The sequence below is a fragment of the Gilvimarinus gilvus genome (assembly GCF_030518155.1).
Taxonomy (GTDB): Bacteria; Pseudomonadota; Gammaproteobacteria; order Pseudomonadales; family Cellvibrionaceae; genus Gilvimarinus; species Gilvimarinus gilvus.
In genome coordinates this window covers 152,990-166,602 of the sequence record NZ_JAULRU010000220.1, presented here as the reverse complement: position 1 = coordinate 166,602, position 13,613 = coordinate 152,990, and the positions used below count along the sequence as shown (strand labels likewise).

The following is a 13,613-nucleotide window of genomic DNA, read 5'->3' as shown; positions in this document are numbered from 1 at the left end:
TGCAAGCCCCGAAGGGCGCGGCCAAAACGTCCATCCGCTGTGTTGCACCTCTTGCCAAGGACTATGGCCATTGCCTGCGAAGCGCGCCTTGCCGAGTGAACGTTTTGACTCGCGCAGAGACCACTGGAGACTTGATCAGAGGCTCCTTAGGTCTACAGCCTGCTAGGGCACCCCATTATGTCTTCTACTCGTCAGCCCACCGCAAAGCTCGAATTAGCGGTGGTCGCAGTGGCATCGCGATATCAGCACTACACTTTACGAATCTCGCGGCCTGATTCACTGTGGCGCACTGGGGTCCACCAGCGTCGCTATCAGCGCCGGGTATTGCGTGTAGCGGCAATGATCAAAGTCGCACAAAGCACCAGCATTGATTTGGGTGCCATCTCCGATGCACTTGCCGAGTTACCTGAGCACTCGATGCCAGCCTTAAAAGACTGGCAACGTTTATCCTCGCACTGGCGCAGTTCTTTGCAATCGCGCATCGACACCCTGCTGGCACTGTGTGATCAGCTCGATAGCTGCATTGGTTGTGGCCCTCTGTCGCCGACAGATGCCCCTTGCGCACCCCAGAGAATGAGAGGTGAGCCCCAGTTGCTTCCCAACTAGAATGGCGCCACTGCAACTATTTTCTCGTTGGGTGTAGCCTAAGGGCGATTTGCGTCAATATCTGTCGTATATTGTTGCTAGAGTAAATAAAACAATGTGAGCCCATCAAGTGATCGACTCACTGACTCTGGAGAGCGACATGGCAAGCACCGCGAGCCGATTGATTAACCTAATTATGTTGTTGCAACGTGAACCGAATTCACCGGCCTCCAGGTTGGCGCAGTCGCTCGACGTATCGGTGCGGACCATTCAGCGCTATATCGGTATGTTGGAAGATATGGGAGTGCCGGTATACGCGGAGCGCGGCACCCATGGTGGATACTCGCTGGTGCGGGGGTACCGGATGCCTCCATTGATGTTGAGCGCTGAAGAGGCGGTTGCCGTTTATCTGGGTACAGAAATGGTGGAGCGATCCTGGGGGCGCTTGTTTCGGCCCGCTGCGCAAAGCGCCTTAAGCAAAATTGCCAATGTTCTGCCCCATGATCAGTTAGCGGAAATCGACTGGGCCAAAGAAAGTCTACTGACGCGCGGTATGCCCCGCATGAACCCGAGTGTTGATAACGATCGTTTGCACGATATCTGCAATGCCACCCGTAACCGGCACGAGGTCGACATTATCTATCGTGGTCGCGGCGAAGAGTTCGCGCTCAAGCGCCGTATAAACCCCTACGCGTTGGTTTACAGTTGGGGGCAACAGTATTGCGTTGCTTATTGTCAGCTGCGCTCGGCCATTCGCTCTTTTCGGGTAGATCGTATCGAGGCACTTGAAGTGCTGCCGCAAACCTTTGCCCGGCCCGAAGGTTTTAACCCAGACGATTTCCTCACCTGGGAGGGCAACCAGCAGCCGCCCCCCACGGAGGTGCAACTGCGGTTCCCGCCAGATTATGCGGCGGTGGCGAAGGATCACCCTTGCTGCTGGGATAACATGACCGAGCACACAGACGGCAGCGTTGAAGTGGCTTTTAAAGCAGTAGATCTCGCCACCGCCGCGAGTCGGGTGCTGGGTTTTTTGCCGGGAGCACAAATAATCGGCCCTGAGCCTTTAATCTCACTGATACGTCACCGGGCCCAAACCATTGCAGACGCATTAGCTTCCCCAGCCACAATCAATAACGACAAGCACAACGCTAATGCACGCTCCCATCATTAACCTTGATTAATTAATTGCCCGACGGATGCCGCTGAGCACATACCGCTAAACTCAAACCACTAATCTCATACCACTAAATATGGCGCCTGCGGGCCAGTCCGATGAAAAATACGGTCCGATAACGGTTTATGACAATGGTGATATTGGCACGGTTATTACTGTTGTCACATCTGCGGCCCGCGCTGCCTCGTATTCCCCTGTAACATTTCCCCTTTTTCAGGGTCTACAGGTTAACGCACAACGATAGGGCGCAGGTAAGTATGTTAATTCGATCCAAGGGCCGTCTGACTGAGAACGACGTAACACCCGAATCCATTTATCGTGACCGCCGCCGCTTTATGCAGCTGGCTCTTGCGGGCACTGCGATGGCTGCTACGCCACTTAGTCAGGCAAAGCCGGGCTTTGTTACCGACTCATCGGCAGCACAAGGGCCGCGCTGGCTAGAAGAGGGTATTGCGGGTGCGCAAGCCTATGGGCAAGAGGTTAAAGATAAATTAACGCCCTACAAGCATGTCACCAGTTACAATAATTTTTATGAATTTGGCTATGACAAGGCCGACCCTGCCGAACATGCGCACACACTCAAGCCGCACCCCTGGCAGGTTGAAGTGAGCGGCCATGCCGAAAAAACCGGTACTTTTAACTTGGAAGATATTCTGGCGAAAGTCGACTTGGTAGAGCGCGTGTATCGGCTGCGCTGTGTTGAGGCATGGTCTATGGTCATTCCCTGGGTGGGGTTTGAGCTGGGGCAATTGTTAAAACAATTTGCACCCACCAGTCGTGCTAAATATGTGGCCTTTGAAACGTTGCATGCACCGGATCAGATGCGCGCGCAAGACAGTGTGTTCAGTTCAATTGAATGGCCTTATGTTGAAGGTTTACGCATGGACGAAGCCATGCACCCACTCACCTTGTTGGCGGTGGGGCTTTACGGTAAACCTGTACCCAATCAAAACGGGGCACCACTGCGCTTAGTCGTGCCCTGGAAGTATGGTTTCAAGAGTATCAAATCGATTGTTAAAATTTCCTTTACCGAACAAGAGCCTCCGACCAGCTGGAATATCAGCGCACCGCGAGAGTATGGTTTTTACGCCAATGTAAACCCCAGTGTCAGTCACCCACGCTGGTCACAGGCGACAGAAAGGCGCCTGCCCAGCGGCCTGTTCAGCCCCAATATCATTGATACACAGATGTTCAATGGTTATCAGGAAGAGGTGGCTGATTTGTATAAAGGCATGGATTTGACGAAATACTATTAGACGGGTTACGGGTTACGGGTTACGGGTTACGGGTTACGGTAGAACAGGAGCGGTTAGTGACAGTAGTGTGGTGGCGAAGAATTGCTATTTTTTTACTTGCTTTGAGCCCGCTTGCGTTTATCACTTATATGACGGTGACGCAGCAGCTGGGAGCGGACCCGGCGAAAACCATTGTGTTGTTTACCGGTGAGTGGGCGATTTACTTTTTGTTCTTTTCTCTGTCAGTAACGCCATTGGTGCGTTTAGCAAAATGGCGTTGGCTGATGGTTCACCGGCGTATGCTTGGGTTGTTCGCACTGTTTTACGCCCTTTGTCATGTGGCCTCCTATCTGGTGTTTATTTTGGGGTTGGATCTGTCCCGGTTTGTCTCTGAGTTGGTCAAACGTCCATACATTACGGCCGGCGCGCCGGCGGTTTTGATTCTCATAGCTTTGGGGGTTACTTCAACCAAAGGTATGATGCGCAGGCTAGGTAAAAACTGGCAAAAATTACATCGCCTAGTGTATGTTGCGTTGTTTCTCGGCTGGGTTCATGTTTTGTGGCAGGTGCGTTCCAGTTATTTTCACGCCGTATTGTTCGGTGTTATCACACTGGTTTTACTGGGAATACGGTTTTATTGGCACCGACAAAAGCTGCAGAAACAAAAGAAGGCCGCTTAGTAGCGGCCTTCTTTATAATTCACATATAGCAGGCTGTTGAACCGTTTATATCTTCCACATAAGTGTGGCGCTGTAGTTGGCTGGAGCACCGTAGTAACCCTGTGCCCAAAACAAACTGTTCAAATACTTTTCGTCGGTTACATTGTTGGCATTGACCTGCAAAGAAAGCTTGTCGGTAAAGTCATAGCGGGCCATCAAATTAACGATGGTGTAGGCGTCTTGACGAGTCACTATGTTATCACCGGCCTTGGCAAATCCCTCACCTACCACACCTTGCACACGCGATATATCGTCTTGCCAACGCAAATTTGCTCCTATTGTCAGAGCGCTTAGAGCCGCTGGGTTATAGGTTGTCGAGAGCTTTAACACGCTGTCGGGCGTATAGCCCGCAATCAGATCATCGCCTTTGATATCAAAGCTGGTAAAGCCGACGCTTGCCTGCAGGCCGCTAATGAGTTCGCCGGCCAGCTCCAGTTCGTAGCCATTGCTGCTGACTCCGTCGGCTCCGATGTAACGCTGTTGATCCGCAGGCAGGCTCGCTGTGCTGGGATCAAGCTTTGCCAAATTGGTTTGTTGCACATCAAAGTACGCGGCTGTGGCCAGTAATCGGCCTGAAAACAGCTCAGCTTTTACACCTAGTTCGGCACTTTCTCCGGTTACCGGATCGAGGCGAAAATTGTTAATGTCGAGCTCGGTTTGTGGCATAAAGGTTTCGGTGTAGCTCGCGTACGCCTTGATACCTGGCACAAGCTCATACACCGTACCCAGGTAGGGAATAAATTCATCGTCATCGGAGGTTTGGTCGGTAGCGTAAGAGACGCCGTCCACTTCGAGTTGGTTGTAGCGACCACCGGCGATAATGTGCCAGCCGTCTAAAATATTAAACCGACCGGACGCATAATACGCGGTTTGCTTTTCCTCAATCTCACTGCCCGAAGCGCCTTCGCGCAGTACCGGAAATGGCGTGTTGCCGTGCCACTGCTCCATGGCCGGCAGGGGAGGGAAACCATTACCCGTGGAATAGTCATACAGTGAAATATCTTCATAGGCCATTTCAGCAAAAGACGCGCCGGTTGCGATTTGATGTTCACGACCCAATAAGTCAAAGGCACCAGTGACATATACGTCGAATAGATCGTGGCGGTCATCTAAATCGTATTCGCTGGCATAGCCGATCAGTCCCAATCCGGTTTCACGGTCAGGGGTGCCGTAGACGTAGAAAAGTTCTGAGTCTTCGTCGGTGGTAATGTGCGAATAGATTGCGGTTGCCTGCCAGTCCTCATTAAAAGCGTGGGTCAACTCAACAAAGGTGTTTTCTTTGACAATATTCCAGTTTGACCAGTCGGCGGCGGTATTGGTACTGCGGTCAAAGTTGGTGGGCGTGCCGTCGGTGTAGTACAGGGTCAATGCGCCCCAAAGATTGCCGTCGGCACTGCTGTCACTGTAGGTGTGGCCCAAGGTGAGCTGAGTGTTACGGGTTAAATCCGCCTCCACAACGCCGTAGAAGACAGTTTTCTCGTCACTATAACGGTCCAGATAGCTTTCACTGCTCTGATCAACCACAACAACGCGAGCCCGGACCGAGTCGCCAATGGGGAACATACCGTCCACTTCAATGCGCTGGCGATCCCAAGAGCCGCCGGTAATAGCAATAGCGCCATCGGCTAAATCGGCCGGACGTTTGCGCGCCAGATTCACCGTGGCAGATGGGTTGCCGGCACCTGTCATTAAACCGTTGGCACCGCGTACCACTTCAATTTGGTCATAGATGGCGGTCTCAATATTGCCATGGGTGTTGCCGGAACTTAGGGGTAGGCCAATGCCGTCGATTTGGAAGTTATTGATTTCGAATCCGCGCGCGGTGTAATAGGTACGGTCTGATTCAATACGCTGTACGTCGATACCGGTGGCCGTATCGAGCGCGGAATTGATATTGGTCAGCTGAAAGTCTTGCATTAAATCGCTCGACAGAATCGAGATAGACTGAGGCGTGTCAGCCACGCTCACCGGTAGGCGGCCGGCTACACTGGCCTGATCTGGCGCATAACCACTGGTGCGCGAACCGGTAACTTCCATTTGCTCAATTTGGCCCGGTTGAGCTGTATCCTGGCGCGCGGTCTCATTGGCTGTGGCAATCTGGCTCACAGATAGGGCAATTGCCAGTGAGGTTAACTGAAAGGTCTTCATAAATATTCACTCAGTTCAACAGCTCGGCCCCATCCAACCGTCAGAGTCCCTCTGAACAGCAGGTTACCTTGCTGATAGTCATCATCGTGTACCGTCGAGCTTGTACTCCATTCTCACGGTCGTATTCTATATATTAATAATAATCTAAATGATAAGCGTTATCAACTGTGGGGTGGTGTTTGTTGATGCAGATGTCACGTTTGGCAATTGATGCCTAGGTGGGAAGGTTTAATAAGTTGCCTTTTACCGATGGTTTTTACAACTTCACACAACTTTGTGCTTTTTATGTAAGGCAAAAACGGATTACCTTGCAATAAAGCAACTTGATTAACAGGGGAGTTAAATCATGCGGTTCATAATCTTAGTAACAGCAATGGCAAGCGGTCTGCTGGCCTGTGGTGGTTCATCGTCGGATGCCCCGCCAGTGACAGGTAATCCTGGTAACCCAGTAGGTGTCGAGCCCGTTGAGTATGAACAACTTAAGCCTGCACAAGTGGACTCAGAGCCACTGGTTGCGGTAGCGGGCGATGAATTGAGCAATTTTCTTAAGAACGGCTTGCGGCTTCAAACCATGGGATATCAATTCACCGATGGTGAAAGTGTTGATGATACTGTTGATTTTTCTGCGCCGCCTGCAAGTGGCGATGGTGGTGGACACGACTACTCAGATACCAATGTTCACGTGGCCGGTGTCGATGAGGCGGATGTCGCTAAGTACGACGGTCAACACTGGTTTGTTTCCTACGTTCCACAAGGCACCGCGACTAACTTGCCCGGTATTCAAATATTCTCGACGGAACCTGATATTCCCGCGGCCAGTTTAGTGGGGGCATACAGTTTTGCCGACACCGAATGGGGTGGGGCTGCCGCAATGTATTTGCATAAAGACGGCGATACGGCCAGTCAGATAGTTGCTTTGCGCAATCAATGGGGAAGCGTTACCCCCGTATTGCCAGGGCCCGGACTGGTCGTCGACTTCGCAAGTGAAATCTGGCCTGGGCCGGTAAACAGTGAGCTGCGCCTAGAATTTATCGATGTCAATGTGCCGTCAGCGCCTGAGTTAAGCAACGTAATCACGATTGATGGCGCCTTGATCAACAGTCGTCGCATTGGCGATACGCTCTACGTGGTGTCGCGCTATGACCCTTGGCTGTATAACTTGGCGCTGGAGCATACCGCTGATGGCGCGCGCGCAGACAACGAGCAGTTTCTGCAACAGACGAACCTTGACGATATTTTGCCGGGCTATCGCATCGGGGACGAAGAGCACACGTTAGCGGATTCGTGTTTGGTACAAAGCTCTACTGACGAAAACTCAGGTTTCTATTCACTGGTGAATGTCACCGCGATTGATTTGGCCAGTCAATCTGTCATCGATTCGTTGTGTGTTAGCTCCGGTGTAAATGATATGACCATGAGCGCCGACACTCTGTATTTGACCGGCAATAGCTGGCAAAGCGACGGGCAAACCACAACAATCCATAAATTTGATTTAACCGATAGTGGAGCTGCGTATTCTGCAACCGGTGCGGTCAGAGGTGACTTGCGTGGCCGGGCACCGTATCGAGTACACCAGCACGAAGGCTATTTGCGAGTTGTCACCTCTGACTGGAATGGTGAGCTGGTGCATAAATTGTTTGTGATGGAGCAAAATGGCCAAACGTTGGATGCCGTAGCAGAGCTTCCCAATGATAATCGGCCCGAGGCTATTGGTAAGACTGGCGAAGATATTTTCGCAGTGCGCTTTCGTGAAGATCAGGCGTATATTGTGACCTTTCGGCGAATCGATCCGTTCTACGTAGTGGACTTGGCGAACCCTCTGGACCCCAAAATTACTGGCGAGTTAGAGATCCCAGGCTTTTCGGATTACATTCACCCTATCAATGACCAGTACATTTTTACTCTGGGGCAAAATGTCAATGGAGAGACTGGTTGGACCGATGGCATTAAGGCTCAGCTGATTGAAGTCGCCGAGGGTGTGCCGAGTTTGGTCGGTGAGGTAAATATTGGTCAGCAAGGAAGCCGCAGTGAAGCCTTGTATGATCTGCGAGCGTTAAGCTTTTTACCGGATGGCAATGGGGGTGTACGTATAGCCTTTCCAGTTAAAGTGCACGCTCGCAGCGACAGCGAGACCAGCGCATGGCAGTACAGCGGTTTACAGATGCTTGAGCTTGTGGGGGTCGACGCCAATGGCGCTACGCTAGAGGATAAAGGCGTCTTGATTGCCGAAGCCGCCGGCAGCGAACGCTGGGACTCTGGATTTGGCGCAAGGCGAGGCCTGTTGCACGACCAAGCGGTGTATTACGCGCATGATAACCAGCTATGGTTTGCCGCTTGGGGCAGTCCTGACGATCCTACCGGCCCGGTAGGAGGCGAGCCCATCGCTTGTACCGAAGAAATACGCTATGGCATGAGTGTTACGGTTTGGGCAGGGGACGACCCCTGTGCTGCCCAAGTGACGTTAAGGGATGATGACTATGTCGAGCAGGTAATGGGTATCGCTGACGGACATGGCAGTTGTGTATTCGAAGGCGCTGCTGAGCGTGCCGGCACCTACGATTTAACCGTAGTGTTGGAGGGCTATATCACCGAGGTGCACTCGGGGATTCAGGTGTCGGCCGATGCCTGTCACGTACAAACTCGTTATCGACATATCAACCTTTGGGCGAACGAGTAAGCTGTCAGGGGCTCTATTTGAGCCCCTGGTTTTTTTAACGGCGCAAATATCGCCGACCTCCTGGTTCCCTAACCGTATCGCTTGCCGCTATACTCCTTAGACTTCTACAGGAGAATAAAATGAGTGAGTGGATGGTCGCCGGTATGCCGGTGTGGCTTTGGGTTGTAGGCGGTATTGCTCTGGCAGCGCTGGAGATAATTCTTCCCAGTTTTTTTCTACTTTGGCTCGGTGTCAGCGCCATTGTTGTCGGTGTTGTTAGCGCTGTACTCCCGCTCGATTTATCCACGCAGTTATTTCTTTGGGCGGTATTGTCGATGGCCTGCCTGGTGGCCTGGTTCCGCTGGGTGGCACCGCGTATGAAAGACAAAACCCGCAGCGGTATGGCGTATGAAAAACTACTGGGCCAAACGGCAACGGTGCTGGATTTCAACGAATCCACAGGGCGAGGGCAGTTGCGTTTCCCTGCGCCTTTGTTGGGGGAAGATGAATGGCGATTTATCTGCCAAGAGGATGTAAAGTCTGGCGATAGAGTGGCGGTGACGGAAGTCTCCGGTAACGATCTTGTGGTCAAACTTCACCGATAACAATCAGCTATAGGGAACTCTAAAATGGACGCATTAATTACGGTGCTTGCCGGCGTTTTTCTGGTATTTTTTATTATCACCCGTGGCGTTAGAATCGTGCCTCAGGGCCGCAAGGATGTGGTGCAGCGTTTAGGGCGATACCATATGACGTTAACGCCCGGCCTGAATTTAATAATCCCTTTCTTTGACAGTGTTGCTTACAAGGTAACGACCAAAGACATTGTATTGGACATTCCATCGCAAGATGTTATTACCTACGATAACGCCGTTATTATTGCCAACGCGGTAGCCTATATTAATATCGTTAGTCCGGAAAAATCGGTGTACGGCGTCGAAAACTATACTATTGCCATTCAAAATCTCATTCAGACCTCGCTGCGCTCCATTATCGGCGAAATGGCTCTGGATTCAGCTTTATCCTCCCGTGATCAAATCAAAGCTAAACTCAAGGCGTCGATATCGGACGATATTGCGGATTGGGGCATTGTCCTAAAAACCGTTGAAATTCAGGACATTAACCCATCGCCTACAATGCAGCAGGCAATGGAAGAGCAGGCCGCTGCCGAGCGCCAAAGACGCGCAGCGGTAACCCGTGCAGAGGGTGAAAAACAAGCCGCCATTCTTGAGGCGGATGGTCGATTAGAGGCCTCGCGCCGCGATGCTGAGGCTAAAATTGTTCTGGCGAATGCGTCGGCTAAGTCGATTAAAGTGGTCACCGACGCCGTTCAAAGCGGTGATGAATTGCCGGTTATGTATCTGTTGGGTGAAAAGTACATTGAGTCAATCGGCGACTTGTCCACTTCCGCCAATTCCAAGACGGTTGTTTACCCAGCCGACTTGGCCAATGCCGTGAAAGGGCTATTTGCCAAAGGCTAGCAGGCTCTGCATTCGCGGTAAGATATTCTTAAGGGTGGCGCTCGCGCGCTGCCCGCCTCTTCAGTACTTCTTGTTAATTTGCATTTGTTCTTCCGGCGCGCGCACCGTCAATCGATAAATAGCCATAAATTATATGTGGTTATTGAGGGTTTTTTGCGCAATCTTACCGCACGCCAGCATGACTCATCGACGAAAACTGCGTGTCCTTTCACTTCAAACCGATCGCCGGCCAATCAAATTTGCAAGCACTCTTTCTTTAAGCTACTACAATTAAGCTAAAGTCTTTTACTCGCCATTTTCGTTTGGCGGTACCGCTTGCTTGAACTAGGGCTGAACCTTTTAAGCTGCATGCTGGACTCATTGGCTGACTTACCTATATGCGCTGTCAGTAACATGTTGCTAGCAAGGCTAAAAGAGTGATGTGGATGGTTGAATGCAGTAACCTCAAGGAGGCCAGGGTGACAGCGGATATGCTCGGATTTCTCAGTCAGGATTTCATGCCACATGGGCACTGTTACATGTGGCAGCCTGCCATTTTGTGGACCAATGTAATTTCGGATGCAATGATTGCGCTGGCCTATTTTAGCATTCCCGCAGGGCTAATCTATATCAGAAAGCGGCGCCGAGATCTTATGTTTCCCTCGCTGTTTATTCTTTTTTCGCTTTTTATACTTCTGTGCGGTTTGACGCATGTTTACAGTATTTACACTATTTGGGTAGGTAGCTATGGCGTGCATGGAGCAATTAAGGCCGCTACTGCGACGGTATCCGTCATTACGGCAATAGCCTTGATTTATATGGTGCCGCGCATCTTGGCAACTCCGTCAATAGACCAGTTGCGTCAGGCCGTCAATGAAGCCAATAAGGAAAAGCTAGACCGGTTGTCAGCCGAAGCCCAGTATGAGAGTGACCGCAACCTGCGCGAGGCTGCTAACGCTTCACCTGTTGGGCTGATGGTGGTGGACGATAATGGACAAATCACGATGGCGAATGATGCGTTGTGTACTTTGTTTGGCTATCAACTCGGTGAGCTTGCCGGTGAAAATGTCACTGTGCTTATTGAGCGCGATATGCGCGGCTCCCATGGCAAGTTGCTACAAAGTTTCTTCACGTCCAGCAGTGCGAGTAGAGCGATGGCGTCTGGACGTGTTGTGCACGGTGTACATAAGTCGGGGCAAAAAATTCCTATCGAAATTAGGCTTATAAAAAAGACTATAAATGATGAGGATAAGGTTTTCGCCGCGGTGACCGATGTGAGTGAGAAGCTTGCATCGCAAGAGCGATTGGCTAAGGCGAATCACCGATTTGAACGAATTACATCGGCGACTCGCGAAGGGTTGTGGGAGTGGCAGCTTGAAAGTAACACACTGTGGTGGTCGTCGGCATTGTGGCAATTATTTGGCTACCAGAAAGAGCCGGCTGAGCTCAATATGGGTTTGTGGGAGGCGCATGTTCACGACGATGATCGCTCCAAATTTTTCTCGGCAATGGACAAGCACATCATTAATGGTGACGACTTTGATGTTGAGTTTCGCGCAATACTGGTTAACAGAGAGGTTCGTTGGTTTAGAGTTCATGGCGAGTGTGTTGGCGAGGAAGGCGCTAGTAATCGCTACATGTGTGGTTCGGTAGAGGATATTCAGCAGCGCAAGGATATGGCGTTGTCACTGTCCGAGAAAAATCAATTTTTGGAGTCAATCTTCTCCGGAACATCCTACGGGCTATTTGTACTTGATTGCCTGAAGGATGGCAGGCAGGTTTTCACTTCGGTCAACCCCACAATTGAAAGTGCGCTGGGGACTAAGATAAAGGACCTAAAAAATAAAACAGTATCAGAGTTGGCGCCAAGAGTTCTATCTCGGGAGAGCGCTGAAAAAATAGAAGATCGCTACAGGTTGAGCTATGAAACTGGGCGCCAGCAAACCTATGTTGAAAACGTTGAAATTAAGGGGCACTCCACCTGGTGGAAGACTTCACTTTATCCGGTAATGGATGAAGTGGGCGATATATATCGAATTGTTGGGTCTTCGGTGGAAATAACTGAACTTAAAGAGACTGAGAGTAAACTAAAAGAAAGTGAACAGTTTTTGTCAGCGGTGGTTGAAAGCTCTCTATGTGGTTTGTATATTCTGGATATCAAAGATGACAAGAATGTTTTCGTCAATGAGCGTTACACAGCAATCACCGGTTATGCGTTGAAGGATCTGGAATCGTTACCCGGCATGGCATCTATTATTCATCCAGAAGACGTTGCAGAGGTGAGACGTCACGTGCAAAGAGTTATACAGAATAAGGGTGCAGTTGAGCCTATAGAGTATCGGCTTTTACATAAGAATGGACACTGGATATGGTGTTATAGCTACGATATGGTATTTCGTTTTGACCCGGACCGTAATCCGATACAAATGCTGGGAAGTTTTATCGATATTAGCGATCTAAAAGAAAGTTCGGAGAAACTGAAGCAGTCAAACAAAGATTTGGAAAATTTTGCCTATATGGCATCTCACGATTTACAGGAGCCCCTCCGGAAAATAATTGCATTTTCGACGAGTGTTGAGGCAGGGGCTGAAATAGAGAATGTGTCTGAAGATACCCGCTATGCCATGAAGAAAATGGCTGAGTCGTCACGGGTTATGAAGGATTTGGTTAAAAATATACTTCAGGTCTCTAAGGTGGCATCGAGAGAAGTTAGCGTTGCTCCAGAGCCACTGTCAGACTTGATGGCTGAAGTTCGAGAAATACTCAGCGAAGACATTGATGCAGTGCAGCCAATAATTGAAGTCGTGAGGGATGCTACATTGAGCGTAGACAGGTTCTTGTTTGTGCAACTGCTGAAGAATCTTGTCGGTAATGCAATTAAGTACAAAAGTCCCGACAGAGAGTTGATTATCCGCATTGATGTTACAGATCGATATGAAGGCCGTGTGGTGTGTGGTAGGCAGATAACAGTGTCCGATAACGGAATTGGATTTGATAATGAGGATGTCGATAAAATGTTCTCGGCTTTTGGGCGGTTAGATAACGAGCTTAAAAACACGGGTAGTGGTATGGGATTGGCGATTTGTCGACAGGTTGTTAACGCCCACAAAGGCACCATTCACGCCCAAGGAGTGCTTGGTGAAGGCGCGACCTTCTTTGTTGATATACCTGATAAATTAAGTGAGGTTGAGTCGTGAAGCCTTATCGTGTGTGGTTAGTGGATGATGATGTCGATGATGTTTTCTTGGCTAAGTCAGCAGCTAAACAGTTGGCTAACCGGGTCGACTTGGCCAGTCTAAGCTCGGGGCGAGAGTTGCTGCAGTCTATTCAGGAAGTGGATGAAAGTGAAATGCCCGATTTGGTGCTGCTGGATCTTAATATGCCGGGCCTAAATGGCTTACAGGTGTTGGAGCAACGACGAGCAAACCTGAAGAAATTTGTTCATGTACCAATGGTGGTTTTATCCACGGCGGACAATAGTGAGCAGATCAAGGAGTGTTATCGTTTAGGGGCCAGTGCGTATGTTGTTAAGCCAAGTGAATTTGAAGATTTTGTCGTGGCACTGGGAAGAATTTTCGATTTTTGGTTGCTGACTAACTCCCGGTTGTCGCAATCTGCAACAAGCTAATAGCGCCT

At 50.2% G+C, this 13,613-nt stretch carries 10 protein-coding genes; 9 read left to right on the top strand and 1 reads right to left on the bottom strand.

The window, feature by feature from the left end; genetic code table 11:
- Positions 1-177: 177 nt before the first annotated feature.
- The 4 genes from QWI17_RS03155 to msrQ all read left to right on the top strand — a co-directional run bounded on the left by QWI17_RS03155 (position 178) and on the right by msrQ (position 3,674).
- Positions 178-606, top strand: coding sequence for a MerR family DNA-binding protein (locus QWI17_RS03155; RefSeq protein ID WP_302721043.1), 429 nt, complete (start codon positions 178-180; stop codon positions 604-606).
- A gap of 139 nt (positions 607-745) precedes the next feature.
- On the top strand, positions 746-1,756 hold the full coding sequence (locus QWI17_RS03150) for a helix-turn-helix transcriptional regulator (RefSeq protein ID WP_302721042.1): 1,011 nt from the start codon (positions 746-748) through the stop codon (positions 1,754-1,756).
- A 260-nt stretch (positions 1,757-2,016) separates the two neighbouring features.
- Entirely contained in the window at positions 2,017-3,015 is a 999-nt protein-coding gene (msrP, locus tag QWI17_RS03145) for a protein-methionine-sulfoxide reductase catalytic subunit MsrP (protein ID WP_302721041.1), read from the top strand.
- A gap of 56 nt (positions 3,016-3,071) precedes the next feature.
- A complete protein-coding gene (msrQ, locus tag QWI17_RS03140) occupies positions 3,072-3,674 on the top strand; it encodes a protein-methionine-sulfoxide reductase heme-binding subunit MsrQ (RefSeq protein ID WP_302721040.1) in 603 nt (200 codons plus the stop codon).
- A 45-nt stretch (positions 3,675-3,719) separates the two neighbouring features.
- Here the strand turns inward: msrQ and QWI17_RS03135 are convergent, their stop codons facing one another.
- A complete protein-coding gene (locus QWI17_RS03135; RefSeq protein WP_302721038.1) occupies positions 3,720-5,861 on the bottom strand; it encodes a TonB-dependent siderophore receptor in 2,142 nt (713 codons plus the stop codon).
- Positions 5,862-6,207: 346 nt separating this feature from the next.
- Between QWI17_RS03135 and QWI17_RS03130 the strand changes: the two genes are divergently transcribed.
- From QWI17_RS03130 to QWI17_RS03110, 5 genes are all read left to right on the top strand, one after another.
- The gene (locus QWI17_RS03130) at positions 6,208-8,538 is read left to right on the top strand and encodes a beta-propeller domain-containing protein (RefSeq protein WP_302721037.1); all 2,331 of its coding nucleotides are present in this window, start codon (positions 6,208-6,210) and stop codon (positions 8,536-8,538) included.
- A 119-nt stretch (positions 8,539-8,657) separates the two neighbouring features.
- Positions 8,658-9,122 carry an NfeD family protein gene (locus QWI17_RS03125; RefSeq protein ID WP_302721036.1) on the top strand — a complete coding sequence of 155 codons (465 nt, stop codon included), beginning with the start codon at positions 8,658-8,660 and terminating at the stop codon, positions 9,120-9,122.
- 24 nt (positions 9,123-9,146) lie between these two features.
- The gene (locus tag QWI17_RS03120) at positions 9,147-9,998 is read left to right on the top strand and encodes an SPFH domain-containing protein (RefSeq protein WP_302721035.1); all 852 of its coding nucleotides are present in this window, start codon (positions 9,147-9,149) and stop codon (positions 9,996-9,998) included.
- A 458-nt stretch (positions 9,999-10,456) separates the two neighbouring features.
- Entirely contained in the window at positions 10,457-13,174 is a 2,718-nt protein-coding gene (locus tag QWI17_RS03115) for a PAS domain S-box protein (RefSeq protein WP_302721034.1), read from the top strand.
- Positions 13,171-13,605, top strand: coding sequence for a response regulator (locus QWI17_RS03110; RefSeq protein ID WP_302721033.1), 435 nt, complete (start codon positions 13,171-13,173; stop codon positions 13,603-13,605). The genes QWI17_RS03115 and QWI17_RS03110 overlap by 4 nt, the downstream gene beginning before the upstream one ends.
- Positions 13,606-13,613: the final 8 nt, after the last annotated feature.